Origin of the sequence: Vulcanococcus limneticus LL (assembly GCF_002252705.1) — a bacterium.
Classification (GTDB): domain Bacteria; phylum Cyanobacteriota; class Cyanobacteriia; order PCC-6307; family Cyanobiaceae; genus Vulcanococcus; species Vulcanococcus limneticus.
This window is the reverse complement of the sequence record NZ_NQLA01000003.1, coordinates 1-24,343: the sequence shown is the minus strand read 5'-3', so window position 1 is coordinate 24,343 and position 24,343 is coordinate 1. Positions and strand designations below refer to the sequence as shown.

Annotated in this window: 20 protein-coding genes, 1 tRNA gene and 1 pseudogene; 10 read left to right on the top strand and 12 right to left on the bottom strand. The window is 71.6% G+C overall.

Going from position 1 to position 24,343, the window contains the following annotated elements; translation table 11 throughout:
• Positions 1-77: 77 nt before the first annotated feature.
• Positions 78-1,385: an aromatic ring-hydroxylating dioxygenase subunit alpha gene (locus tag CJZ98_RS02325; protein ID WP_094587959.1), complete on the bottom strand. Its 1,308-nt coding sequence runs from the start codon at positions 1,383-1,385 to the stop codon at positions 78-80.
• 46 nt (positions 1,386-1,431) lie between these two features.
• Positions 1,432-3,531 (bottom strand): HDIG domain-containing metalloprotein, encoded by a 2,100-nt coding sequence (locus tag CJZ98_RS02320; protein ID WP_094587957.1) that lies wholly within the window; start codon positions 3,529-3,531, stop codon positions 1,432-1,434.
• A gap of 102 nt (positions 3,532-3,633) precedes the next feature.
• On the opposite strand from CJZ98_RS02320, the gene folD reads away from it, so the two are divergent.
• The 4 genes from folD to CJZ98_RS02300 all read left to right on the top strand — a co-directional run bounded on the left by folD (position 3,634) and on the right by CJZ98_RS02300 (position 7,745).
• Positions 3,634-4,542 carry a bifunctional methylenetetrahydrofolate dehydrogenase/methenyltetrahydrofolate cyclohydrolase FolD gene (folD, locus tag CJZ98_RS02315; protein WP_094588265.1) on the top strand — a complete coding sequence of 303 codons (909 nt, stop codon included), beginning with the start codon at positions 3,634-3,636 and terminating at the stop codon, positions 4,540-4,542.
• A gap of 116 nt (positions 4,543-4,658) precedes the next feature.
• The gene (gene crtE / locus CJZ98_RS02310; RefSeq protein ID WP_198537435.1) at positions 4,659-5,627 is read left to right on the top strand and encodes a geranylgeranyl diphosphate synthase CrtE; all 969 of its coding nucleotides are present in this window, start codon (positions 4,659-4,661) and stop codon (positions 5,625-5,627) included.
• Positions 5,624-6,253 (top strand): divergent PAP2 family protein, encoded by a 630-nt coding sequence (locus CJZ98_RS02305; RefSeq protein WP_094587955.1) that lies wholly within the window; start codon positions 5,624-5,626, stop codon positions 6,251-6,253. Before crtE ends, CJZ98_RS02305 begins: the two co-directional genes overlap by 4 nt.
• Before the next feature lie 4 nt (positions 6,254-6,257).
• Entirely contained in the window at positions 6,258-7,745 is a 1,488-nt protein-coding gene (locus CJZ98_RS02300) for an AAA family ATPase (protein ID WP_094587953.1), read from the top strand.
• Positions 7,746-7,785: 40 nt separating this feature from the next.
• Here CJZ98_RS02300 and CJZ98_RS02295 read toward each other — a convergent pair whose 3' ends face one another.
• From CJZ98_RS02295 to CJZ98_RS02270, 6 genes are all read right to left on the bottom strand, one after another.
• Entirely contained in the window at positions 7,786-8,472 is a 687-nt protein-coding gene (locus tag CJZ98_RS02295; RefSeq protein ID WP_094587951.1) for a GAP family protein, read from the bottom strand.
• Between the two features lie 83 nt (positions 8,473-8,555).
• A complete protein-coding gene (locus CJZ98_RS02290; protein WP_094587949.1) occupies positions 8,556-8,858 on the bottom strand; it encodes an acylphosphatase in 303 nt (100 codons plus the stop codon).
• Entirely contained in the window at positions 8,807-10,417 is a 1,611-nt protein-coding gene (locus CJZ98_RS02285; RefSeq protein WP_094587947.1) for a cobyrinate a,c-diamide synthase, read from the bottom strand. Before CJZ98_RS02285 ends, CJZ98_RS02290 begins: the two co-directional genes overlap by 52 nt.
• Positions 10,418-10,448: 31 nt before the next feature.
• Positions 10,449-11,750, bottom strand: a complete 1,302-nt coding sequence (locus CJZ98_RS02280) for a glucose-6-phosphate dehydrogenase assembly protein OpcA (RefSeq protein WP_094587945.1) — start codon at positions 11,748-11,750, stop codon at positions 10,449-10,451.
• A 70-nt stretch (positions 11,751-11,820) separates the two neighbouring features.
• Positions 11,821-13,344: a glucose-6-phosphate dehydrogenase gene (zwf, locus tag CJZ98_RS02275; RefSeq protein ID WP_094587943.1), complete on the bottom strand. Its 1,524-nt coding sequence runs from the start codon at positions 13,342-13,344 to the stop codon at positions 11,821-11,823.
• A 168-nt stretch (positions 13,345-13,512) separates the two neighbouring features.
• Positions 13,513-14,667 (bottom strand): FAD-binding oxidoreductase, encoded by a 1,155-nt coding sequence (locus CJZ98_RS02270; RefSeq protein WP_094587941.1) that lies wholly within the window; start codon positions 14,665-14,667, stop codon positions 13,513-13,515.
• Positions 14,668-14,793: 126 nt separating this feature from the next.
• Here CJZ98_RS02270 and CJZ98_RS02265 point away from each other — a divergent pair, with 126 nt between their 5' ends.
• A complete protein-coding gene (locus CJZ98_RS02265) occupies positions 14,794-15,354 on the top strand; it encodes an SRPBCC family protein (RefSeq protein WP_232756121.1) in 561 nt (186 codons plus the stop codon).
• Positions 15,355-15,462: 108 nt separating this feature from the next.
• On the opposite strand, the gene CJZ98_RS02260 is transcribed toward CJZ98_RS02265, so the two are convergent.
• Positions 15,463-15,535, bottom strand: a tRNA-Glu gene (locus tag CJZ98_RS02260).
• 180 nt (positions 15,536-15,715) lie between these two features.
• On the bottom strand, positions 15,716-16,897 hold the full coding sequence (locus CJZ98_RS02255) for a histidine kinase (protein ID WP_094587939.1): 1,182 nt from the start codon (positions 16,895-16,897) through the stop codon (positions 15,716-15,718).
• Between the two features lie 181 nt (positions 16,898-17,078).
• Here CJZ98_RS02255 and CJZ98_RS02250 point away from each other — a divergent pair, with 181 nt between their 5' ends.
• The 4 genes from CJZ98_RS02250 (at position 17,079) to pepN (ending at position 21,685) form a co-directional block, all read left to right on the top strand.
• On the top strand, positions 17,079-17,657 hold the full coding sequence (locus tag CJZ98_RS02250; RefSeq protein ID WP_198537433.1) for a hypothetical protein: 579 nt from the start codon (positions 17,079-17,081) through the stop codon (positions 17,655-17,657).
• Positions 17,658-17,704: 47 nt separating this feature from the next.
• Positions 17,705-18,292 (top strand): hypothetical protein, encoded by a 588-nt coding sequence (locus CJZ98_RS02245; RefSeq protein WP_108723271.1) that lies wholly within the window; start codon positions 17,705-17,707, stop codon positions 18,290-18,292.
• A 162-nt stretch (positions 18,293-18,454) separates the two neighbouring features.
• Positions 18,455-18,916 carry a glycine zipper 2TM domain-containing protein gene (locus CJZ98_RS02240; RefSeq protein ID WP_094587937.1) on the top strand — a complete coding sequence of 154 codons (462 nt, stop codon included), beginning with the start codon at positions 18,455-18,457 and terminating at the stop codon, positions 18,914-18,916.
• A 27-nt stretch (positions 18,917-18,943) separates the two neighbouring features.
• Positions 18,944-21,685, top strand: a complete 2,742-nt coding sequence (gene pepN / locus CJZ98_RS02235; RefSeq protein ID WP_094587935.1) for an aminopeptidase N — start codon at positions 18,944-18,946, stop codon at positions 21,683-21,685.
• Between the two features lie 39 nt (positions 21,686-21,724).
• Here pepN and CJZ98_RS02230 read toward each other — a convergent pair whose 3' ends face one another.
• A complete protein-coding gene (locus CJZ98_RS02230) occupies positions 21,725-22,936 on the bottom strand; it encodes a glycoside hydrolase family 10 protein (RefSeq protein ID WP_390625474.1) in 1,212 nt (403 codons plus the stop codon).
• 14 nt (positions 22,937-22,950) lie between these two features.
• Positions 22,951-23,946, bottom strand: a complete 996-nt coding sequence (locus tag CJZ98_RS02225) for a ribose-phosphate pyrophosphokinase (RefSeq protein WP_094587933.1) — start codon at positions 23,944-23,946, stop codon at positions 22,951-22,953.
• A gap of 69 nt (positions 23,947-24,015) precedes the next feature.
• Between CJZ98_RS02225 and CJZ98_RS02220 the strand changes: the two are divergent.
• Positions 24,016-24,343: pseudogene (locus CJZ98_RS02220) on the top strand (hypothetical protein); the annotation flags it as partial.

The following is a 24,343-nucleotide window of genomic DNA, read 5'->3' as shown; positions in this document are numbered from 1 at the left end:
TGCCGTAGGAGTGCCTGCCGCAGAGAGAGCTGCCGCAGACACAGCTGCCGCAGAGCCGGCTGCCGCAGTCGCCCGGTTCAGCTTCGATTGCGCGGTGGCTGGCCCGTGCCCCGCTGCAGCTGCCCCAGCCACCGCCCGGCCTGCACCTGGGCCAGCGCCACCAGCGCCATCACCCCTAGGGCCACGGCGCCGCCGGGGCTGGCCCCCAGCCAGGCCGCCGCCCCCAGGCCCGCCAGCAGCACACCCCAGCCCAGCTGGCGCCCCAGCCGCAGCCGCCGTTGGGCGGTGCGGCAGCTGCGGCAGTGGCGTGTGTGGGTGTGCTCCCGGTCCATCAGGGCCTCCAGTCCCAGGCGCGCGGGGAGCCTTGTGCCGCTGAACGGCTCACCCCCTGTGGTGTTGATCCAGTCGTGCAGGGCCTTCACATAGAGATCGGCGTCGCTGGCCAGGTGGAAGGCGCGGGCGGCGGCCGGACTGCCGCCCCTGGCCTCGAGGGCCCGCTCCTGCCAGTGCAGGAAGAGCTGGTCGTCCTCCAGCACCGTGTGGTTGCCGAGGTGCTGCAGCCACTCGGGCCGCAGCTTCAGCAGCCTGCCCGGCCAGGGCGACGCGAACTGGAAGGGAAAGCGGGCGAAGAGACGGCACTCGCCCCGGCGGATCGGCGTGGCGTAGACCACCGTGAGAATGCGGGCGAACCCCCTGGCGGTGAGGTCGTGCCACATCAGGCACGGTGCCACGAATCGCGTGTGCTGGCGGCCGAGCTTGCCCCGCCGTGGACCCTCCTCCCACACCCCCGTGAAGCCCTCGGGCCCGAAGCTCTCCAGCTGCAGGGCCACCGGGCCGGCGTTCTCCCGGCGCCCCACGGTGGCGTGGTGGGTGAAGGGCACGTGGCTCACATCGAGCACGTTCTCCAGCAGGGTCAGGGCGTCCATCGGCAGATCCCGGAAGGTGTCCTGCACCGTCCAGGAGCTGGCCTGGGCCGGATCGTCCAGCACGGGAACCAGGGGCAATGGCACCTGATCCGCCCGCTCCGGCTCTCCCGCGAAGACGAACAGCAGCCCCTGGCCCTCGGCGGTGGCGTAGTTGCGGCACTGGCTGCGGCGTTCACTGGGATTGGTGCCCGGGGCGGCCTGGGGGATGGCGGTGCAGCGCCCGTCGCCGTTGAAGGTCCAGCCGTGGTAGGGGCATTCCAGCTCGCCGCTGGCATTGAGCCGCCCCTCCGACAGGGGCACGAGCCGGTGCGGGCAGACATCCGCGAAGGCCCGCCACCGATGCTGATGGCGATCCCACCACAGCACCAGGTCCTGCTCCAGCAGGGTGAAGGGGGTGGGCCGGGAGCGGTCCAGGTCCTTGAGGTAGGCCACCGGATACCAGTGCGGGCTCCAGTCCATCGATCGCAGCCGTGTGGGCAGCGATGCTGGCAGTTCCGGCACGCCCTCAGGCGCTGTAGCCGCGCCGCGCCGGGATCGGGTAGGGGATGCGCCGGTGGCGCATGCGCCGCCACACCCGCACGAAGGCACGAACCAGCAGTTCCAGTTCCGCCAGGCCCAGCCCGCTCTCGGCCAGCTGGCCGTCCTGCCAGCGGGCATCGAGGATGCGGCGCACCATGGTGCGGGCCTGGTCCTCGCTGGTGTCCGGCGGCAGGGAACGCAGGGCCGCCTCACAGCCATCGGCCAGCATCAGCACCGCCGTCTCGCGGCTGCGGGGATTGGGGCCGCGGTAGCGGTAGGCGCTCTCCGGCACGGAGGGATCGCGGCGGCGCGCCTCGTGCAGGAAGTAGCCCATCTTGAGGGTGCCCTGGTGTTCTGGGATGAAGTCCGCCAGGGGGCGCGGCAGCCGGTAGCGGCGGGCCAGCCGCAGGCCCTCATCCACGTGGGCCTGCAGGATCGCGGCGCTGGTGGCCGGATCGTCGAGGGTCTCGTGGGGGTTGACGCCGCTCTCCTGGTTCTCGATGAACCACTGGGGGCCGTGCAGCTTGCCCACGTCGTGGTACAGCGCCCCGGTTCGGATCAGGTCCACGTCCGCCTGGATGGCGCGGGCCCCCTCCTCGGCCAGGCCGCAGATCATCAGGGTGTGCTCGAAGGTGCCCGGCGCCTCGCAGGAAAGGCGCCGCAGCAGCGGCCGCTCCAGGTCCGCCAGCTCCAGCAGCCGCGCCCGGGTCAGCAGGTCGAAGGAGCTCTCCACCAGTGGGCTCAGCAGCAGCCCCGCCAGCAGCAGGCCGCCCATCAACAGGGCCTCGCCGGGTAGGTCGCTGCCGCTGGGCAGGCGGCCATCGCCGCCGCCCGTGGCGGACACCACCTGCAGCAGCAGCCACTCCGCCACCAGGGCCGCCACCGGCAGCAGCACGGCCAGCTGCAGCAGCTGGGCCCGGGTGCGCTGCCGGCCCGCCAGTACCGCCGCCACCGCCGCCACCGCCGCCGCCACCAGCACCCGCTGGTTGGCGAAGGGATCGAGTGGCTCGGGCCACAGCAGACTCGCCACCGCCAGCCAGCCCAGGCCCGCCGGGGTGCCCAGTCCCTGGGTGAGCAGCAGCGTGGGCGGCACCAGAAGGGCCAGGGGAATGGCGCCGCCGCCGAACCAGAGCTTGCAGCCCTGCACCACCAGCAGCATTGCCAGGGCGAGCAGGGCCTGGCGGGGCTCCAGGCTCGGCCGCCAGCGCCGCGCCAGCAGCAGCATCACGATGCAGGCCCCCAGGGCTTCGCTGAAGTGGCCCAGCCAGGCCCCCACCAGGGGCCGCCGGTTCACCAACCCGAAGTAGTCGAGCACCGCAAAGGCCTGGGGACTGATCGGCTCCCCCTGGCGGGTGATCACGTCGCCGGGGCGCACGTTGATCGAGGGGATGCCCTGCTGGGTGAGCAGGTCTTCAATCAACCGCTGGCTGAGGGCCGCATCGATGCGCAGGTTGCTGCGCCCCTGCAGGGAGCTGGCGATCAGGCGGCTGCCGAGGCTGCGGGCCAGCTCCGGCTCCCCCTCCAGTTGCATGGAGGCCGCCTGCTGCAGCTGCCGCTCGGCCACGTTGGTCACCAGGCCCTGGTGCAGCATGCGCCGCTGCACCAGGCGCAGCTGCTGCTGCCACTGGGCCAGTTCCGCCGGCGTGAGGTCCGTGATCCAGCTGCGCTCCGCCGGGCTCAGGTCCAGGGGAGTCACTCGCCGCAGCGGCGCTGCCACGGTCTGGCTCACCTCGCGCAGCTGCCGTTCCAGCCGCTGTTCCAACTCGCGGCTCAGGCGTGGATCCACCACCTGCACGTGGGTGCGCGGGCCCAGCTGGGAGCGGCGCTGCTCAAGGGCGTCGGAATCCACCACGCGGGCGGCCTTCGGGGCTCGGGCCGTGAACGGGGCAGGGATGCCGGGCCTCAGGCTGGGCTCCACCAGCCAGGGCCAGCTCGATACCAGTGCCACCAGCACGCAGGCCAGCAGGACCCCGGTGCGGTCACGCCAACGCCAGGGCGCCAGGGCCTGGCGAGGCAGCTCCAGCCGCAGGAGCTGTTGCCAGAGCCTGTGGAGGGGGCGAAGCGGGGCGGGGCCCGGGCGGGTCAACGCTGCCACCGAGGAGCTGCCACCGTGGAAAGACCCACGCTAGCCACGCTGCCGCTGCCGGCCCGGGCCTGCATGCTGGTGGCCGTCATCCGATCCCGCGCCATGGCCACGCGTCTGGATGGTCGCCAGCTGGCGGCCGAACTTGAGCAACGGCTCCAGACCGTCATCGCCGAACGTCTGGAGCGGGCCGGCCGTCCCCCTGGCCTGGCGGTGCTGCGGGTGGGGGACGACCCCGCCAGTGGCGTCTATGTGGCCAACAAGGAGAAGGCCTGCACGCGCATCGGTGTGACCAATCACGGGGCCCACCTGCCCGCGGCCACCCCGCCCGCGGAGGTGCTGGAGGCGATCCAGCGGCTCAATGCCGACCCCATGGTGGACGGGATCCTGCTGCAGCTGCCCCTGCCCGCCGGCCTCGATGAGGCGCCGCTGCTGGCTGCGATCGATCCAGAGAAGGATGCCGACGGCCTGCACACCCTCAACCTCGGCCGTCTGCTCAAGGGCGAGCCCGGCCCCCGCAGCTGCACCCCCGCCGGGGTGATGGCCCTGCTGGCCCATGCCGGCATCGAGCTGGCGGGCAAGCGGGCCGTGGTGGTGGGCCGCAGCATCCTGGTGGGCCAGCCCATGGCCCTGATGCTCCAGGCCGCCAACGCCACCGTGAGCGTGGCCCACTCCCGCACCCGTGACCTCTCCGCCCTCACCCGCGAAGCGGATGTGCTGGTGGTGGCGGCCGGCCGGCCGCGCATGGTCGGGGCGGAGCACGTGAAGCCCGGGGCGGTGGTGGTGGATGTGGGCATTCACCGGCTCGATCCCGATCCGGCCGCCGGCCCCGGCGCCAAGGCCAGGCTCTGCGGCGATGTGCGCTACGAGGAGGTGGAGCCCATCGCCAGCGCCATCACGCCGGTGCCGGGGGGGGTCGGGCCGATGACGGTGACGCTGCTGCTGGTGAACACCGTGGCCAGCTGGTGCCGCCGCTGCGGCCTCGATGAGCCCCTGGCGGACCTGCTGCCCTGAGGCCAGTCCCCACGCCTCGGCACGCACCCGCCGCAGACGCAGTGTTGCGGCGCCACTTGCTCGGGGCTGTGGCGCGGCCCTGGCCTGAGAGAATCCCGCCCAGACCCGACCCCTCCATGACCGCGGCGGTGACCACCAGCACAGACAGCGCCAGCGGTGGCGTCCCCCCCACTGGCGTCCCCCCCGCGGGGTTCGACTTCTCCGCCTACCTGGAGGCGGCCCGCCTGAAGGTGGAGCTGGCCCTGGACGGCTCCCTGGGCCCGGAGCGGCCCGAGAGCCTGCGTGAGGCCATGCGCTACTCGCTGCTGGCGGGGGGGAAGCGGCTGCGGCCGATCCTCTGTCTGGCGGCCTGCGAGATGGCCGGCGGCGACAGCGCCCTGGCGATGCCCACGGCGGTGGCCCTGGAGATGATCCACACCATGTCGCTGATCCATGACGATCTGCCGGCCATGGACAACGACGACCTGCGCCGCGGTCGGCCCACCAACCACAAGGTGTATGGCGAGGCCAACGCGATCCTGGCCGGCGACGCCCTGCTGACCCGCGCCTTCGAGATGGTGGCCCTGCGCAGCCCCGACGTGCCCGCCGAGCGATTGCTCAAGGTGGTGGGCGAGCTCTCCCTGGCCTCCGGCGCCCCTGGCCTGGTGGGCGGCCAGGTGGTGGACCTGGAGTGCGAGGGCAAGGACGTGGACCTCGACACCCTCGAATACATCCACCTGCACAAGACCGGTGCCTTGCTGCGGGCCTGCGTGCTCACGGGTGCCCAGATCGCCGGGGCCTCCGAGTCGCTGCTCGAGGCCCTGCGCACCTACGCCCGCGGCATCGGCCTCGCCTTCCAGATCATCGACGACATCCTCGATGTGACCGCCAGCAGCGAGGTGCTGGGCAAGACCGCCGGCAAGGATCTCACCGCCGACAAGACCACCTATCCCAAGCTGCTGGGGCTGGAGGAGTCGCGCCAGCGGGCCGAGGCGCTGGTGGCTGAGGCCAAGGCCGTGCTCGCCCCCTGGAGCGCCGGCGACGCCGGGGGCAAGGCCGCCCCGCTGCTGGCCCTGGCGGACTACATCACGAGCCGCGACCGATGAGTGCCGCCCTTGCGGTGGCCCTCTCCGCTCTGCCCCACGATGCCAACCTGCTAGGCAGCCTGCTCGACAACGGCCCCCTCTGGTGGGGACTGGCGGCCTGTGGACTGGCCCAGCTCTCCAAGCTCGCGATCGAGGTGGTGCTGCACCGCCGCTGGCGGCCGGCGGTGCTGTTCGAGACCGGCGGCATGCCCTCCAGCCACTCCGCCCTGCTGACGGGAACCGCCGCCGCGATCGGCTGGCAGCAGGGCTTCGCCGATCCGCTGTTCGCCCTGGCGGCCGCGATGTGCTTTGTGGTGCTCTACGACGCGGCCGGGGTGCGCCGCGCCGCTGGCCTCACGGCCCGGCGGGTCAATGGCCTGCCCGATGGCCTCTGGCAGGCGCCGGCCGAGGCCCCACCGGCTACGCAGCAACCAGCTGCTGCGCTGGGCGACCCATTTGCGGCCGGAGCTGAAGCCCAGGCCGCTCCGGAGCCCCTGCTCAGCCCCCTGAAGGAAAACCTGGGCCACACCCGCCTGGAGGTGCTGATCGGCAGCCTGCTGGGCCCCGCCATCGCCCTGCCGGGCCTGGTGCTTGTCGGCACCCCCCTGGAGCTGGCCCAGCACTGGGGCCTGCTGCCGATCGGCTGAGCCGGTGACCGCCGCGTCGGATCCAGGCCCACCCGGCGCGCCCCGCTCCGGCCTCACCCCAGGCCAGGCTGCTGCTGCTGAGGCCTTTGCCGCCTGGCTGGCAGCCCCCTACGACGGCCAGCCGTTCGTGCTGAGTGGCTTCGCGGGCACCGGCAAGACCTACCTCGCCCGCGACCTGCTGGCCCTGGTGGAGCGCAGCGGCCTCTGCTGGACCGTGGTGGCCCCCACCCACAAGGCCGTGGGCGTGATCCGCCAGCAGCTGGCCCTGGCGGGCCTCTCGCCCACCTGGTTTCCCTCCACCATCCACCGGTTGCTTCGGCTCAAGCTCAGGCGCCAGGGCGATCTGGAGCGCTGTGAGGAGACCGAGCAGACCGCCGGCGCCCTCGAACACCTGGGCCTGGTGCTGGTGGATGAGGCCTCGATGGTCGATTCCTCCCTGCTGGAGATCGCCCTGCGCTGTGCCCATCCCTTCCGCACCCGGCTGGTGTTCGTGGGTGATCCGGCCCAGCTGCCGCCGGTGGGGGAGCCCGAGAGCCCGGTTTTTGGGATGGGCCGCTGTGCCGGAGCGGGCCTGACGGAGGTGGTGCGCCACCAGGGGCCGGTGCTGCAGCTCGCCACGGGACTGCGCAACGGCCAGCTGCCCTGCCGCCAGCCGCCGGTCCTGGCGCCGGTGCGCGAGCCCCAGGGGCTGGTGGCGGCCGTGCCCCAGGCCGAGTGGTTGGCGGCGGCCCAGGCCGCCCTGTGCCGCGCCGTCGAGCTGGACAACCCCGACCACGCCCGCATCCTCTGCTACACCAATCGGGCCCTGGAGCGGCTGGTGCCCCTGGCCCGCCGCGCCATCCACGGCGCCATGGCCGACCAGTTGCCGGTGCTGCCCGGCGAGGTGCTGATCACCCGTTCGGCCGTGATGGCCCCTGCCTGCCGCTCCGGCGAGGAGGCGGCCGAGGAGCCCGACATGGTGCTGGGCTCCAACCGCGAGCTGGTGGTGCGCGACGTGACGCCCGAGCGCTGCGACCTGGCCGACTTCGGGGTGGGCAGTGGCGATGGCTGTTCCCCAGCCGTGATCGACACCCTCACGGCCGAGGTGGAGGCGGGTGAAACGCGCCTGGTCCTGCGGCTGCTGCCCCCCGCCGGCAGCGAGCCGCGCCGGGTTCTGGATGCCGTGCTGGCCCGGCTGCGCCAACAGGCCCGCGAGGCGGGGAAGACGGAGGGGCGAGGCCTCTGGCGCCGCTACTTCCTGGTGCGGGATGCCTTCGCCTCGCTGGGACCGGCCGCCGTGCTCACGGTGCACCGCAGCCAGGGCAGCACCTTCAGCGAGGTGTTCATCGCCGGCGATGTGTTCTGGCCCAGTGACGAGGTGCTGCGCCGCCAGCTCGTCTATGTGGCGGTGAGCCGCGCCAGCCAGGCGGTGTGGCTGGTGGCGGGCGGGGGCGCGGCGCCGGCAGCCGGTGAGCGGCAGCGCTGGGAGAGCTGGCTGCGCCAGGGCGCCTGAAGGATTCCCCAGGGCTTGGGGGGCTGGCGTCCCGGCTCAGTCAGACCAGCCCCAGCCCCAGGAGCCCTTCCCAGCCCAGATAGCCAGCCAGGGCCAGGCTGAGGCCCGCCACCACCACGTCGCCGCGCCGGAACAGCAGCTGCTTGCCCCGCTCCAGCAGCGGCACCACCTGCTCGCGGCCCAGGGCCAGGGCCAGCAGCGGCAGTAGCAGCGCCAGGCTCGCCGCCAGGGTGAACACCGCGGTGCAGAGCACCTCCTGGCTGTTGCTCAGCTCCGAGGCCAGCATCACCCCGGCCGAGCGGGCGAACAGGAACAGGTCGTCCGGGCTGGCCAGTTCGATCCCCACCCCCGCCGCGATCAACAGCGGCAGCGGCAGGGTGCTGAAGCGATCCAGCTGGCGGGTCCAGCCGGGCGGCTCATCGCCCTCCTCGCGGCGCTCCAGCAGTTCCTTGAGCCCCAGCCCCAGCAGGGCTCCTGCCGCCAGCAGGTCCAGGCCGGTGCGGTGGGGACTGCCGTGCTCCATCGTCAGCAGCAGGCTGTGGCCCACCGTGAGCATCACGGTCACAACCCCGGCGATCGTGAGCACCCAGCTCAGCACGAACCAGCCACCGCGCCGCAGCGGGTCGGGGCCGAGCAGCAGCAGCAGCAGCAGGCCGATGTGGATCGGGCTGAGGCTCACGGCGCTGCCGTAGGCCAGCAGCTCGGCCCAGAGGGTCGCGGGGGGCATGCGGGGGGCGGGGCGTGGAGGCGTGGCGCCATTCCAACCCACCACCTGCGCCCATGGCGCGTCCCGCGGCGGGGGCTGGTGCCTCAGCGGCGGATCTCGAACCAGTCCTCGTGGGTGGCGGGGAGCTGGACGGTGGTCACGCCATGCACCGCCGCGCCGCTCGGCCCCCGCTCACACCACAGCCGCAGTTCGGTGAGTGCGTGGGCCGGCCCCTCCGCCTCCACCTCCACCGTGCCATCGCGGCTGTTGCGCACCCAGCCGCTGAGGCTGAGCTGGCGGGCCAGCTGCTGGCACGCGGCCCGGAATCCCACCCCCTGGACCCGGCCCCGCACGGTCAGGCGCCAACGCTCGACGGCGTGGCTGCTGCGGGGTTCGCCGCGTTCCACCCGGTGCCATTCGCGGATGCGTGCCGCGCGGCTGCGTTGCGCAGCCGACGGGAGATCGCCGAACAGCCAGTCCAGTGGAGATGCAGCCAACTGGCGTGCAGGGTCCTGCGGCTCCATCCTTCCCTCCGGCTTGGGCTACCCCAGCCTTCAAGTTGCCACAGCGGCGCGAGGTTGGCCGCCGTCTCACCCCAGATTGGCGCCTCGCCCCAGGTCGGCGACTCCGCCCCGTCACAGGCCCCATCGCCAACCCCGTCGCCAGCCGCGAGGGGCTCCAGTTGCCAGCGGTGGAACTCGTGGCCGCAGACCCGCTCGCCCAGCCGCAGCACCAGGCCATCGGCGCAGACGCTGGCGTCGCGGTAGCCGAGGCTGAGCGGGCCGCGGCGGGCCCGGAACGGCAGCACACCGGCCATGGCGTGGGGGGTGCCGCCCGGATCGCAGAGTTCGCCGCCAAGCAGCAGCAGGCCGCCGCATTCGGCGTAGATCGGCAGGCCGGCGGCGGCGGCGGTTCGCAGCTCCGTGAGGCTGCGGCGGCTGCGGGCCAGGTGGCCTGCCTGCAGCTCCGGATAGCCACCCGGCAGGATCAGGGCGTGGCACCGGGCTGGCAGCGGCTCATCCGCCAGCGGCGACCAGGGCACCACCTCCATCCCGCGGGCCCGCAGCAGTTCGGTCGCCTCCGGGTAGCGGAAGTGGAAGGCGGCATCGCTGGCGATCGCCACGGGCAGCGGTGCGGGGCTGGCCAGCGACGCGGCACCGGGCTGCACGGCACCGCCATGGGCACGGGCGAGATCGGCTCCAGCCGCCGGGGCCCCAGGCTTCCCGCCGGCCGCCCCCCGCTCCTGGGCCAGGCACCACTGGATGGGATCCAGGCCGTCGGCGGGGGGTGCTGGCGCCGCGAGCAGCGGCCAGAGCCGCTCGAGGTCCAGGTGGCGCTCGGCCAGGTCGGCCCAGGCCCCCTGGCGCTGCTCCAGATCCGCCAGCTCGTGGGCCGGCAGCAGACCCAGGTGGCGCGAGGGCAGGTGCAGGCTGTCGTGGCGAGGCAGGGCCCCCAGCAGGGGCATGGCGATCGCCTCCAGGGCTTCGGCCAGCAGGGCCCGGTGCCGCTCGCTGCCCACGCCGTTGAGCACCACCCCGGCCAGGCGCAGCCTGGGGTCGTGGTCGCGGAAGCCCCGCACCAGGGCCGCCACCGAGCCCGCCTGGCGGCTGGCCTCCACCACAAGCACCAGTGGCAGGCCCAGCTGGCCGGCCACCGCCGCCGTGCTGCCGGCGCTGCTGGGGCCGCGGCCGTCGAACAGGCCCATCACCCCCTCCACCAGCGCCAGCTCGGCTCCGCTGCCGAAGCCCTGGAAGCTGCGCTCCACCCAGGCCTCGCCGCAGAGCAGCGGGTCCAGGTTGCGGCACGACCGGCCGCTCACCGCGCTCAGCAGCTGGGGGTCCAAGTAGTCGGGCCCCACCTTGAAGGTCTGGATGGTGGCGCCGCGGCGGCGGGCCAGGGCCGCCAGGGCCAGGCTCACCAGGGTCTTGCCGCTGCCGCTGCTGGGGGCTGTGAGAACGCAGGCCATGGGGGGGCGGCTGGCTGGCCTGACGCGGGCCTTACTCGGGCAGCAGCTTGGCAGCCAGGGGGGCCGCGGCGGCCAGCAGCGGGTTGGTCGTGTCGTGGCCGCCGCCCAGGAGCCGGGCCAGTTCCATCTCCTCGCTCTCGTTGGGCATGGGCACCACCTCCTCTGCCAGCTCCATCGAGGCAACGCCGCCGGCCTCCAGCCGCATGCACCCGCCGGATTCTGAGCAGAGGATCACGCACAGGGGCGCCTGGCCGTGGGGCGCGCAGATCAGGCGCAGACCCACCAGGGCGCCCGGGTGGGTCTTGGCCAGGCCCACCGGCACCGGCATCAGCCGGAATTGCACGCTCTCGCCATCGCCGCGCTGGAACTCGGCGCCGATGCCCTCGCCATCGCCGTTGGTGGGCAGCTGGTAGCTGGTCTCCAGGTGCCAGCCGAGACGGTCGGCGATCCAGGCCGCCAGCAGCAGCCCCTTCACGGGGTGGTGCCCCTCCACGTCGATGTCGAGCTGCACCACGTGCTGCAGGGCCCCCTGGCGGCTGGGCGGGTCGAACACCATGGCCAGCGACTCGCGCCAGCTGCGCAGCCGCAGCCAGTTGAGGTCGTTGACGGCCTGGCCGGTGGCGATGCGCTCCACCAGCTGGTCCAGGCAGCGGCGGGGGGAGCCGATCGAACTGTCCAGCACCAGGCGCCGCGGTGGCGTGGCCAGCGCCTCCAGCACCTCGGGGGATTCATCCAGCGAGCCGTTCCACCACACCCAGCAGGGCAGGTCCGGCTCGATCAGGGGCTGCAGGATTGCCAGGCCCTGCTGGATGGCCCCCATGCCGCCGCGCAGCACCACCACGTCGCCGCAGGCGTCCTCGCCGCTGCCGCGCTCCTCAGGCAGGGGGCAGTAGGCCGCCACCAGGGTTTCCAGGGGGGTGTCCGCCGTCAGGGTGGGGGCCAGGGTGATCAGCCGCCGCGGCCGGTGGGCGCTGATGGCGCGGTCCACAAACTGGCCGCGCAGGTCCGGGGCGCTGTGGTGGCCCTCCTGCTGGCCCAGGGCCCAGGCCAGTTCCGGGGCGCTGGGGGCCGTGCTTGGGGGCAGGCCGCAGTCGGTCACGGCACTGCGGGCGGCCTCCAGCAGTTCCTCCGAGAGCAGGCCGCTGATCGGACCATCCAGCCGGCCGGTGCGCACCAGTTGCTGCTGCAGCCACGAGGGTTCCCACACCACCAGGCTGAAGGTGGCGGCGCCGGTGGACCCCTTCAGCCCCTGACTCCAGAGGGTCTCCAGGTAGGCCGGCACCTGGTCAGGTGGCAGTTCTAGCGGGGCCTGGAGGGTGAGCTGGGGAGCCATGGCACGAGGCGGGGCGAGGGGAGCGGGGGCTGAAATTCGGACGTGTGGGCGGGGTGTTTGGGGCCGGCCGTCAGGGCCGTCGCCACATCAGGCCCTCCTCGGCCAGCAGGTTGTCGGCGGCGCCGGGCCCCCAGGTGCCGGCCTCGTAGGGGTGGATCGGCAGCTGCCAGGGGGCGTCCTCGATCAGCTCCAGCAGGGGGGTGTAGAGGCGCCAGGCCGCTTCCACCTCGTCGCTGCGGGTGAACAGGGTGGGATCGCCGAGCATGGCGTCGGCCAGCAGGCGCACGTAGCCCTCGTCGCTGGGTTCTCCGAAGCTCTCGTCGTAGCTGAAGTGCATGTCCACCGGGCGGCTGCGCATGCCGGAGCCCGGCGCCTTCACCTCAAACACGAAGCCGGCCCCCTCGTCGGGCTGGATGCGCAGGATCAGCTGGTTGGCGGTGGGACTGCCGCCGGCGGCATCAAATAGGTGCACCGGCGCCTCGTGGAAGGTGAGCACCACCTCACTGAGGCGCTTGGGCAGACGCTTGCCGGTACGCAGATAGAAGGGCACCCCTTGCCAGCGCCAGTTGTCGATGAACAGCTTCATCGCCACATAGGTTTCCGTGGTGCTGTTGGCGTTCACCCCCGGTTCCTGGCGGTAACCCGCCACCGGATTGACGCGGCTGCCCCCCTGGCTGTACTGGCCGCGCACGCAGCACTTCCACGGTTCTTCCTCGTTGGCCAGCCGCGCCGCCTGCAGCACCTTGGCCTTTTCGTTGCGGATCGCCTCGGGGTCGAAGCGGCCCGGGGCCTCCATGGTTGTGAGGGCCAGCATCTGGGTGAGGTGGTTCTGCACCATGTCCCGCAGGGCGCCGCTGCTTTCGTAGTAGCCGGCCCGCTCTTCCACCCCCACGGTTTCGGCGGCCGTGATCTGCACGTTGGCGATGTAGTTGCGGTTCCAGATCGGCTCGAAGATCGTGTTCGCGAACCGCAGTACCAGGATGTTCTGGACGGTCTCCTTGCCCAGGTAGTGGTCGATGCGGAAGATCTGCTGCTCCTGGCCGCAGCTTTGCACCACGCGGTTGAGCTGCTCGGCGCTGGCGTAGTCGGTGCCGAAGGGTTTCTCGATCACCACCCGGCTACGGCTCGGGTCCTTGAGCAGGCCGGCGGCCGCCAGGGAGCGACAGCCGCTGCCGTAGAAGGCCGGTGACACCGATAGGTAGAAGGTGCGGTTGCCGCGGGTGGCCTTGAGCTTGTCGATGGCTTCCAGGCGGGTGCCCAGCCGCACCGCGTCGGCGGGTTGCTGCAGGTCCACCGGTTCGTAGAAGAGGCAGGCCGCGAACTGGTCCCAGGCGCTCTGATGGCGTTTCACCTCCGGGGCCAGGGCCTCGGCCATGCGGCTGCGGAACTCCTCGTCGCTCCAGGGACGGCGCGCACAGCCCAGAACCGCGAACTCACTGGGCAGGCGCCGCTGGCGGAACAGCTCGAACAGGGCCGGGATCAGCTTGCGGTGGGTGAGGTCACCGCTGGCCCCGAAGATCACCAGGCACTGGGGCGGGATCACCCGCTCCTGGCGCAGCCCGACCCGGAGCGGATTCGTGAGGGTGGCGCCCATGGGGAGTGCGGCAGTGCTTCTGGTCTACCCACAAAAGCGGCGCGCCTCCAGCCGTGGTGACCAACGCGGCGCCTTTGTGAGGGTTTGGCCAAACGCGGGGCCTGGGGCGCAGCAAAAAGGCCCGCCGGTGGCGGGCCTGGAGAAGCGGTTGCTGGAGCCGGTTGCCGTTCAGTAGGTCTCGACGTGCCAGCACTCGGCTTTCTTGAGCTGAGGCCGCAGCTCGGCCCAGTTCAGACCCTTGGCCTCGGCGGCGGCACTCATCGCCTCGTCGATGCCGGGTTCCATGCCGCGCAGGCCGCACATGTAGACGTGGGTCTTGGAATCCTCGATCAGGGCGAAGATCTCTTCGGCGTGCTCACTGACGCGATCCTGGATGTACATGCGACCGCCCTTGGCGTTCTTCTGTTCGCGGCTGATCGCCTTGGTGTAGCGGAAGTTGTCGGGAAACTGGCTCTGGTAGTGGTTGAAGTCCGCGTCGTAGAGGAGGTTGGCAGTGGTGGGGGCTCCCATGAACAGCCAGGCCTTGCCGCGGAAGTTCCAGCCGTTCTTCTCGCGCTCGGTGGGCTCGAACATGCGGCGCAGGTAGGTGCGCATCGGCGCGATGCCGGTGCCGGTGGCCAGCATGATGATGTTCGCTTCCTCGTCGTCGGGAAGGAGCATCTCCTTGCCCACGGGGCCGGTGATCCTCACCTTGGCGCCGGGATCGATGTCGCAGAGGAAGGTGGAGCAGACGCCGTTGATCGTCTCGCCATCCTTCTCGTATTGGAGCTGGCGCACACAGAGGGACACGGTGTTGCCCTGGAGGTTGTCGCCGTGGCGGGTGCTGGCAATCGAATAAAGGCGCAGCTTGTGGGGCTTGCCGTTCGCATCCTCACCGTCCGGGATGATGCCGATGCTCTGGCCCTCCACGTAGTGGAGCTGGGGGTCGCCGCCGGAGAGGTCAAAGGTGATGTGGTTCACCCGACCGATGGCGCCCTCACCGAGAAGGCTGTAGTTCTCGGTGACGGTGCCCAGGAACGGGTTCTTGGGCTTGTAGAGGTTGACGGGAACGTCAGCGTGGGACACGGGGGCGGGTTTCGAGGGGGCTGCGGCGGCAGGGGCGGGCGTGGCGGCGGCCGGGCTGGCCGGAGCTTCACCGGCGGGAGTCACCGACAGGATCTGGCCACCCAGCAGGGCGATGGACTGGACCAGGGCCTGCAGGCGGTTGAAGGGGACGTTGATCTCCCGGGCAGCCTGGCGTTGCTTGCCGACCCCGTAGCCCTGGACCACCACCGTGAACACGCGGGAATCGCTGCGGCTGGAGGTGGCGGTCGAGACGCGCATGGATCGGAAGCCGCGATTAAAGGGTCGCGCGATCATAGGGAACACCCCGAGCCGCGAGTCCCCCCCAGTTGCAGGAATCGGGGCTAGGTTGGCGCTCCAGGACCGCATTGCCCAGACCCGACGACCTTGGCGCAGCTCTCGGCTCTTCTCAGCGCCGGCCCCCAGGCCCTAGCGCCCACCCAGGATCTCTGCGCCCTGGACACGATCCAGCAGGAGATGGAACGGCTTCCCAATGGCTGTCGCCGCCTGGCGGTGCAGCTGCGCCTGGGGCTCGATCCCCGCTGGCTCTGGGAGGCCCTCACCGACTACGACCGCCTCAGCGAGTTCATCCCCAACCTGCTGAGCTCGCGCCTGCTCTGGCGCCGCGACAACGTCGTCGCCCTGGCCCAGGAGGGCTCTCAACAGTTCATTGGTCTGCGCTTCCGGGCCCGGGTGGAGCTCGAGCTCACCGAGCACTGGGCCGAGCGGCGCCTCAGCTTCGTGATGACCAAGGGCGATTTCCGCCGCTTTGAGGGCAATTGGTGGATCGGTCGCCATGAAGGCGACACCACCCTCCTCTACGACCTGACTGTGCAGGGCTGCGTGGGCATGCCGATCGGCCTGATCGAGCAGCGGCTGCGTGAGGATCTGGCCGCCAACCTGCGGGCCGTGCAGCTGGAGGCCCAGCGGCGAGCCAGCTTGGCCTGAGCCCGCCCCGGCCCCTCTCCTCGCCCCACCGGCTGGCCGAGGAGAGATCAGGCTTGAGAGGGAATCAGCTAGTAAAAAAGCGGCTCAAGGAGCCGCTTTGATTTGATATACCCCCAAGGGGATTCGAACCCCTGTCGCCTCCGTGAAAGGGAGGTGTCCTAGGCCTCTAGACGATGGGGGCTAGGACTCGGTCTGGTCAGTGTTTCACCGCAGATAGCGGGTTGACTTCCCTTGGCTCGCCTGGCTTTTGGCCGGTCCGCCACCGATGGAATGAAGTTACGGGGCGGAGGTCCCCTTCGTCAAGGAACGGCAGGCCAGGCCCTGGCCAGCCGCACCGGCCGCCTGGCCAGACCCATGGGCCTCAGCTGATGCCCTGGTCGTCCCAGACGGGCACGGTGAAGTGGAAGCAGGCCCCCTCCCCGGGATCCGACACCACCCAGATGCGGCCGCCGTGCACCTCGGTGATGCGCCGGCATACCGACAGGCCCACGCCGAAACCGGAGGTGGTCTGGGAGGTCTGGGGCAGGCGCACCCGCTCCTGGAAGATCCGGTCCTGCTCGCTGCGGGGGATGCCGGGGCCCGAGTCGCAGACGCTCACCTGCAACCACTGGCTGGTGCGGTGCAGGATCGTCAGGCTGACGCTGCCGCCGTCGGGGGTGTACTTGAAGGCGTTCTCCAGCAGGTTGAGCAGCACCTGGCGCATGCGCCGCTGGTCGGCATAGACGTCCGGCAGGTCCGTGGGGATGTCGGTGACCAGTCCCAGCCCGCGGCCCACCCACAGCTTCTCCAGTTCGAGGATCGCCTCGGCCGCCACCGGCCCCAGGGCCAGGCGCTGGGGATTGAACAGGGCCTCCCAGCGGGTGGTGCCCACCTCCAGCAGGTCCTTGGAGAGCTGCTCGATGTCGTCGAGCCGCCGGTTGAGCACGTCGTAGCAGCGCTCCTGGTCGATCTGGCCCAGGTTGCGGCTCTGCAGGGCGAGCTTGGCGGCGGTGAGCGGCGTGCGCAGCTCGTGGGCCACCATTCGCAGCAGTCGCTCCTGCACCCTCACCCGCTCGATCAGGGTCTCGTTCTCCTGGCGCAGCACCAGCAGCTGGTCCTCCAGCTGCAGTTCCCGGGGGCTGCGGCTGCCGTCCGGCTCCGGCGGGCGCAGGCTCAGCCCCAGGCCGCTCACCACATCCAGCTGCTGCCAGCGGGGCAGCCAGCTGCGCAGCTGCTGGGTCACGGTGCTGCCGGCGAACACCTGCCTGGGGGCCGGCTCCAGCTTCACCAGGGCCGGCGTCGCCACCAGCCGGTGCAGCTCCAGCAGTTCGGGCTGCTGGGCCGGGTCCACCACCTCCAGCTTCACCTCGAAGCCGAAGTTCTCGCCCTCCAGCAGCGCCACCAGCTGGCGCAGGTCAGCGGTGGCCTGCTGGTGGGGGGAGGCCAGCAGCAGTAGCCGCAGGCTGCGGAGTTGCTGCTCGGCGCCATCGCGCAGGCTGGCCTTGTGGCGCCTTACGTCCTCCAGGGCAGGATCCGGCGCGATCGGCTCCTGAACGGCGCCCATGGGCCGCGGCGGCCCGGACGCATCGGGGGCAATGGAGAGGGAGGGGTCGGGGATGGGGAACTCCCCTGCAGCGGACACCGAGGCGCGCGGACTGGAAATACGAAGCCAGCCTATGGTTTTCGGGCGGGCCTGGCCCATGGGGCTATGACGAGTTTGACCGGTCGTCCCTGGGATGCGCCCCATGCTCCATCCCCATCCGCTGGCGATCCGGGTGCCGCCAGTGGCCAACGCCTCGGCCGATCCCACCAGCCGGATCCGTCTGGACAGCAACCTGCGGCGATGGTTCAACCGCAACCTGGGGCTGTGGCGCTCCCGCCGCCAGTATTTCTTCGCCGACGACGAGGTGCTGCGGGTCGACATGCTGCTGCGGGTGGAGACCTTTAGCGAGTCGCTCCAGGGCGAATACGACTACCGCTTCACCTGGTGGCCTGAGCAGGAATTCGACTTCTTCGAGCGCAAACCCCGCTACGTGCGCGACGGCACGATGGAGGCGTCCCTGTGCGGGCACCAGCTGCGCCGCAGCCGGAGCTACCTCTGCGGCACGCCCTCCCACAGCCAGATCCGCCAGGTGGATGAACACGAGATGGTGTTCGAATCCCACTACCTGGAATGGGACATCCTCGAGCACATCCGCCTGGTGGACCAGGACCGCTACCGCGCCCGCTCGATCTACTCCTGGCGCGAGGGCAACCTGGAGCTGGTGGAGACCCATCACGAGATCCGTGTCGAGGGCGCCGGCGTCCCGATCCCCCCCTCCTGACTGGCCTCCAGGCCTGCGGGTCTCCGCATCGGCTCCTGCAGGCGCGGTTGCTCCAGGAGTGGCTGCTGCAGGATTGGCACTGCTGCACGATCCGTGTGTTCTCGATCTGCGTGGGCCTCCCGTTCAGCCGCAGGCGCTGGCTGAGGCCGGCCGCCCTGCTGCTTCCCCTGGTGCTGCTGCTGCCCGCGGCGGCCCCAGCGGCGCCGGCCACCTCTGCGCCGGCCCCATCCGCTGCCCCCTTGACGGCCCCGGCCTCGGCACGGCCCGCCACGGCCCGCCCCGCCCCGTCCCGCCCCACGGCACGGCCGGCCCAGGCCGGCGCCGGCGCCAGTGAGGAAGACATGGGCCTCTACACGCGCATCGCCGCCCTGAACGTCTGCATCGCCCGCTCTGGTGGGGTGGAGTTCGGCAAGGCGGTGGCCATTGCCGGTGAGACCATCGCCCAGGTGATCCAGGGCCAGCATGGGGGCGTGATCCAGCAGGTGGGCACGAAGGCCCTGAGCATGGATGAGCTGCGCAAGGGCTCGATCAACTCCGCCGTGCTCGGGGCCGTGGAGGTCTGCCCCAAGGAGGTGCCCGCCGACGTGTTGCAGAAGGCCCAGGACGTGCTCAAAGCTCCCACCAAGGCCCCCTGAGCCGGCCCCCGCAGCCCTGGGGCTTCGGGATCCGGAGCGCCCGGCTGAGGGCCCTGTTGCAGTTGGTCGCATCTGGGGCCCGGGCCAGTTGGGATTCGGTTGCAGCTGCTGGCTTTGCTGTGGTCAGCCCCTTCGGGGGATGTCCTCACACCCTCCACCGCCATGGCCACCGCCAACTCCCTGCTCCGCTCCCCGCGCCGTGCCCTGCTGGCCCTGGCCAGTGCCGGCGGCGCGGCCCTGGCCGCTGCGGCCACCCTCGTGCCCCTGCCCGCCCTGGCCTGGGGCGATCGCTACGGCTGGGCTCCGGCACCCCGGCCGGTCGGCGTGGACCCCTACGCCCGCCCCCAGAACCCCTGGGCCTATGGCGATACCTACAGCGACGGCGTCCAGCCCCTGCCCCCGGTCTCGGCCGTGCCCTACGGCGCCCCCACCCCCCTGCTCACCGCCGAGCAGATCGCCCAGCGCTGCCAGACCGGCCGCCTGGTGGGTGGCATCGTCGGTGGCGGCCTCGGCTACGCCATGTCCCGCCAGGATGGGCGGGCCTGGGCCGTGCCCCTCGGCGCCCTGCTGGGGACCCAGGTGGGCTGCAACGTCTCCGCCGGCCGCGGTCCTGTGCCCTGGTGATCCCTCCTGCCCCCTGAGTCCCGCCCGATGAGCACCGTCCGCCTTGCCGATTACCGCCCGGCGCCGTTCCTGCTGGAACGCACCGACCTGCGGTTCCAGCTGTTCGCGGACCACACGCTGGTGGAGGCCACCCTGGCCTTCACCCCCAATCCGGCGGCGGCCGGGGACGCCGAACCGCTTGAGTTGCGCGGCGAGGAGCTGGAGCTGCTGGAGCTGCGCTGCGACGGGGAACCCCTGGCGGCGGCGGCCTACCGCCTCGAGCCCGGCAGGCTGCTGCTGCTCGATCCGCCCCGGCACCCCTTCCGGCTGGAGAGCCGGGTGCGCATCCACCCCGAGACCAACACGAGCCTCGAGGGGCTCTACGTGAGCGGTGGGATGTTCACCAGTCAGTGCGAGGCCGAGGGTTTCCGCCGCATCACCTTCCACCCCGACCGCCCCGATCTGCTCAGCCGCTTCCGGGTGCGGATCGAGGCAGACCGGGAGAGCTGTCCAGTACTGCTCTCCAACGGCAACTGCATCGAAGCCGGACCACTGGCGGGTGATCCCAGTCGCCACTTCGCCGTCTGGGACGACCCCTTCCCCAAGCCCTCTTACCTGTTTGCCCTGGTGGCCGGCCGGCTGGAGGAGGCCACGGACCGATTCACCACCGCCAGCGGCCGCCAAGTGGCCCTGCGCATCCACGTGGAGCCCGGGGATCTGCCCTACACGGCCCACGCCATGGCCTCCCTGAAGCGCTCGATGGCCTGGGATGAGCGTGTGTATGGCCTCGAGTACGACCTCGATGAGTTCAACATCGTGGCGGTGCGCCATTTCAACATGGGCGCGATGGAGAACAAGAGCCTCAACATCTTTAACTCCAAGCTGGTGCTCGCCGATGCCGCCACCGCCACCGATGGCGAGCTTGAGCGGATCGAGAGCGTGATCGCCCACGAGTATTTCCACAACTGGACCGGCAACCGCATCACCTGCCGCGACTGGTTTCAGCTCTCCCTCAAGGAGGGCCTCACCGTGTTCCGTGACGCCAGCTTCACGGCCGATCTGCATTCACCGGCGGTGAAGCGGATCGAGGATGTTTCGTTGCTGCGCAACACCCAGTTCCGCGAAGATGCCGGACCCACCGCCCATCCGATCCAGCCGGATCACTACCAGGCGATCGACAACTTCTACACCACCACGATCTACGAGAAGGGCGCGGAGGTGATCCGTTGCCTGCATACCCTGCTGGGGGAGGTCACGTTCCAGCGCGGCATGGCTCTCTACGTGCAGCGCCACGACGGCACCGCCGCCACCTGCGCCGACTTCGTGCAGGCCATGGAGGATGCCGCCACCGAGGCCTGGGCCGCCGAAGGGCGAACGGCGGACGCGCAGGTCGGCGAGACCCGGGTCGTGGCCTCCCGCCCCCGCTTCGACTTTGCCCAGTTCCGCCGCTGGTACGTCCAGGCCGGCACCCCCCTGTTGGAGGTGGACCGGCGCTGGGATGGGCAGGCCGGCGTTCTTGAGCTCACGATCCGCCAGAGCACCCCGCCCACGCCGGGCCAGCCCCACAAGCAGCCCCTGGTGATCCCCCTGGCCCTGGGCCTGGTGAACCAGGGCGGCGCCCCCCTGCCGCTGCGCCTGGCCGGTGAGTCCCCGGCCCAGGCGGCGGCCGCCAGCCTGGATCCCGGCTGGGGCCAGGCCAGCCGCCTGCTGGTGATCGACCGCCCCGAGCATCACCTGCGCTTCGAGGGTCTGGAGCCCCACAGTCACCCGCCGGCCCTGTCGCTGCTGCGCGGCTTCTCGGCGCCGGTGCGGCTGCAGGTCGAGCGCTCCGGCGCCGAGCTGCTGCATCTGCTGGCCTGGGATTCCGATCCCTTCGCCCGCTGGGATGCCGGCCAGACCCTGCTGCGCCAGGCCGTGCTGGAGCGGGCCGCCGGCCGGCCCGACGAGGCGCTGGAGGAGGGTCTGATCGCGGCCTTCGAGCGGATCCTGGCGGATGGCTCCCTCGGGGATGCCAACCGTGCCCTGCTGCTGGCCCTGCCGGGGCTGCCCGAGTTGGAGGATGCCCAGGCCGAGCCGGATCCGCCGGCCCTGTTCGCAGCCCTCCTGGCCCTGCAGGCCCGCTTCGGCGCGGCCCTGGAGCAGCCCCTGGCCGCGGCCCTGGCGCGCTGCCGGCCCCAGTGGGGTCTGGCCTGGCCCCAGGGCAACGGCGAGCGCCTGCTCACCGCCACCATCTGGGCCTGGCGGGCCGCTGCCGGCGACGCGGCGGTGCGGGCCGAGGCCGCGGCGGCCGTGGTGGGCCCCTCGATGACCCTGGCCCGCGCCGGCCTGCGGGCCCTGCAGTGCCACGACACTCCGGAGCGGGCCCAGGCCGTGGCGGCCTTCTATGGGCGCTGGCAGGAGCGACCCGTGATCCTCGATGCCTGGTTCGCCCTCGAGGCCTCGGCCCCCTTCGGCGATGGCCTGGCCCGGGTGGGGGGCCTGCTGGAACATCCCCGCTTCGACCCGGCTGCCCCCAATTCGCTGCGGGCTGTGCTCGGTGGCCTGGCCGGCAACGCGCCGGTGTTCCATGCCGCCGATGGCAGCGGCTATCGCTTCATGGCCGAGCAGATCGCCCTGGTGGATGGGCGCAATCCGATCACCGCCTCGCGCTTCGCCAAGGTGTTCAGCCGCTGGCAGAGCTACGGTCCCGATCGCGGCTCCCGCATGCGCGAGGCCCTGGAGCAGCTGGCGGCAGCCCCGCTCTCGGCCAACACCGCCGAGGTGGTGGGCCAGTGCCTGGGCCAGGCCTGAGGCGGCCAGGCTGAGATCGCTCCTGGCGGGGCGGCGGCCTCAGGGCCGACCGCGTCGCGGGTAGGGGTCCGGGAAGCTCGCCTCGTGCAGCCGGCGGAACCCGGCCCGCCGGGCCTCGCCCCCCTCCGGACCGGCGAACTGGCCCCACAGCCCCTCCCAGTAGAAATAGATCACGCCGTGGCCCCGCTCGGCGGCGAGCCGCGCCTTCTGGGTCAACACCGGCATCGGCGTGGTGCGGCCCCCGAAGCCGGCCAGCAGGCCGATCTCCACCGGGATGCCCCAGCTGCGGGCCTTGACCAGGGCGGGCTGGTTGAGGTCCTTCGCATAGCCGGCAACCGAATAGGCGTAGTTCTGCACGATCAGCTCCTCGATCAGGCCGCCAAGGGCCCAGATTTCCCAGTCCTGCAGCCAGTGGTTGTAGGCGAAGCGGAAGGGGCCGGGCGAGAGGCTCACGTAGGGGCTGCCATTGCCCTTGGCCTTGAGGGTCTCGCGCAGCTCCCGCAGCAGGCCCGTGAGCTGGTGGCGCCGCCAGGTCATCCAGGCCCGGTCGGTGGTGTTGGCGGGGGGCTCGCGGCCGGTGTCCTGGCGGTAGAGGGCGCGGGTGTAGGGGTCGTAGCCCAGTTCCACCGGCCAGGCGAAGTGGTCGTCGAGCTGGATGCCATCGACGCCGCAGCGCTGCACGATCTCGCTGATCAGGCCGATGAAGCGCTGGCGCACCCCCGGGTGGGCCGGGTTCAGCCACGCCATCGGGCGATCGTGCAGGGTCACGGTGCTGCTGCCATCGGCCTTCTGCAGCACCCACTCGGGGTTGTTGCGCACCACCGCCGCCCCGGCAGGCTCCATCAGGCCGTATTCGAACCAGGGGATCACCTTGAGCCCGCGGCGACGGGCGGCCTTGCTGATCCGGCAGATCGGGTCGAGGTTGGGATTGCGCTCGGCCAGGGTCGGCTCCATCGGCGCCCAGCGACTGCGGTGGAAGGTGGCGCCCCGGCTCCAGACGTTGGGATACACGGTGTTGAAGCCCGCCTCGGCCAGCTCCGCCATGGCCCGATCAATGCGCGCGGGCTCGTAATAGAGGGGGCTGGGGCTGTTGGTGAGCCACACGCCCACCCGCAGCGGCGCTGAGCGGGCCTCCAGGGCTCCGACCAGTTGCAGGCCGGCGGTGAGCAGCCCGGTGAGCAGGGCCGGTAGGGCGCGCTTCAGCCGCACCCGCCGCGGCAGGGGCCCGGCCAGCCGATGGGCGGATCTCAATCGGTGCGGGGAGTTCAGCGGAACATCGAGCTCACCGAGCTCTCCTCGTGGATGCGCCAGATCGCCTCGCCGAGCATGTTGGCCACCGAGAGCACCTGCAGCTGGGGGAAGCAACGCTGATCGTTGAGCGGGATGCTGTTGGTCACGATCACCTCCTCGAACAGCCCTGGCTCCGAGAGCCGCTCCACCGCCGGCGGTGAGAACACGGCGTGGGTGGCACAGGCCAGCACGCGGGTGGCGCCGCGCTCGCGCAGCAGCCGGGCCCCGGCGCAGATGGTGCCGCCGGTGTCGATCATGTCGTCGATCAGGATCGCCGTCTTACCGGCCACGTCACCGATCACCGTGAGGCTCTCGGCCACGTTGTGGCCGGAGCGGCGCTTGTCGATGATCGCCAGGGGCGCATCGTTCATCTGCTTGGCGAAGGCCCTGGCCCGGGCCACGCCGCCCACATCCGGCGACACCACCACCACTTCGCCCAGGTCGCGGGTCCGCAGGTAGTCAACCAGCACGGGCGAGCCGTAGATGTGGTCGCAGGGGATGTCGAAGTAGCCCTGGATCTGGGCGGAGTGCAGGTCCATGGCCAGCACCCGGTCCACGCCGGATTTGGCCAGCAGGTTGGCCACCAGCTTGGCCGTGATCGACTCGCGGCCCGCCGTCTTGCGGTCGGCGCGGGCGTAGCCGTAGTAGGGGATCACGGCGGTGATCTGCCGGGCCGAGGCCCGCTTGCAGGCGTCCACCATGATCAGCAGCTCCATCAGGTGATCGTTCACCGGAGCGCAGGTGGGCTGGATCAGGAACACGTCGCAGCCGCGGATCGATTCCTGGATCTGGATGTAGAGCTCGCCGTCGGCGAAGCGCTTGATCACCCGAGGGCCGTCGGGCACGCCCAGGTAGGCGCCGATCTCACGGGCCAGGGCCGGGTTGGCGGTGCCGCTGAACAGCCGCAATCGCCGAGTGTCGTGGGCCACGCCAGCCTGCTCGACCCGTTCAGCGGTCAGAAAACTGGTCACGGCGGGCGCTGGCGTGATCTCTTGAGCCCCGATGGTAGAAGCCGCCTGGTCCAGGCAGTGCAAACAACCATGAATCCTTCGCCCCGCCCCCGGGCCCCGACCCTGGTGCTCACGGCCCCCGGCGGGGTGACTCCCCCGGCCGCCGCCGCCATGGCCGCCGCCCTGTCCCTCCCCCTGCAGGCCGCAGTGGCGGATCCCGCCCTCGATCCCGCTTCGGTGCTGGCCGCCCACGCGGAGGGGGCCGGCGGGCTGGTGCCCCTGGCCCTCGATCCCGGCGCCTGGCTGGGGCCTGCCGGCAGCTGGGCCGAGGCCCTGGGGGCCTGGCGCCAGGCCACCCTGCTGCTGCTGCCGGAAGCGGACCTGGCGGGGCCGCCGGCGGCCTACCGGGCCCTGCTGG

What these genes read in the sequence shown, in the direction of transcription:
- CJZ98_RS02280 (WP_094587945.1), bottom strand. Translation starts at nt 11,750, where the DNA reads ATGGCTCCCCAGCTCACCCTCCAGGCCCCGCTAGAACTGCCACCTGAC.
- CJZ98_RS02270 (WP_094587941.1), bottom strand. Translation starts at nt 14,667, where the DNA reads ATGCGCGTCTCGACCGCCACCTCCAGCCGCAGCGATTCCCGCGTGTTC.
- CJZ98_RS02250 (WP_198537433.1), top strand. Translation starts at nt 17,079, where the DNA reads ATGCTCCATCCCCATCCGCTGGCGATCCGGGTGCCGCCAGTGGCCAAC.
- CJZ98_RS02325 (WP_094587959.1), bottom strand. Translation starts at nt 1,385, where the DNA reads ATGGACTGGAGCCCGCACTGGTATCCGGTGGCCTACCTCAAGGACCTG.
- CJZ98_RS02255 (WP_094587939.1), bottom strand. Translation starts at nt 16,897, where the DNA reads ATGGGCGCCGTTCAGGAGCCGATCGCGCCGGATCCTGCCCTGGAGGAC.
- CJZ98_RS02285 (WP_094587947.1), bottom strand. Translation starts at nt 10,417, where the DNA reads ATGGCCTGCGTTCTCACAGCCCCCAGCAGCGGCAGCGGCAAGACCCTG.
- pepN (WP_094587935.1), top strand. Translation starts at nt 18,944, where the DNA reads ATGAGCACCGTCCGCCTTGCCGATTACCGCCCGGCGCCGTTCCTGCTG.
- folD (WP_094588265.1), top strand. Translation starts at nt 3,634, where the DNA reads ATGGCCACGCGTCTGGATGGTCGCCAGCTGGCGGCCGAACTTGAGCAA.
- CJZ98_RS02305 (WP_094587955.1), top strand. Translation starts at nt 5,624, where the DNA reads ATGAGTGCCGCCCTTGCGGTGGCCCTCTCCGCTCTGCCCCACGATGCC.
- CJZ98_RS02240 (WP_094587937.1), top strand. Translation starts at nt 18,455, where the DNA reads ATGGCCACCGCCAACTCCCTGCTCCGCTCCCCGCGCCGTGCCCTGCTG.
- crtE (WP_198537435.1), top strand. Translation starts at nt 4,659, where the DNA reads ATGACCGCGGCGGTGACCACCAGCACAGACAGCGCCAGCGGTGGCGTC.
- zwf (WP_094587943.1), bottom strand. Translation starts at nt 13,344, where the DNA reads ATGGGCGCCACCCTCACGAATCCGCTCCGGGTCGGGCTGCGCCAGGAG.
- CJZ98_RS02295 (WP_094587951.1), bottom strand. Translation starts at nt 8,472, where the DNA reads ATGCCCCCCGCGACCCTCTGGGCCGAGCTGCTGGCCTACGGCAGCGCC.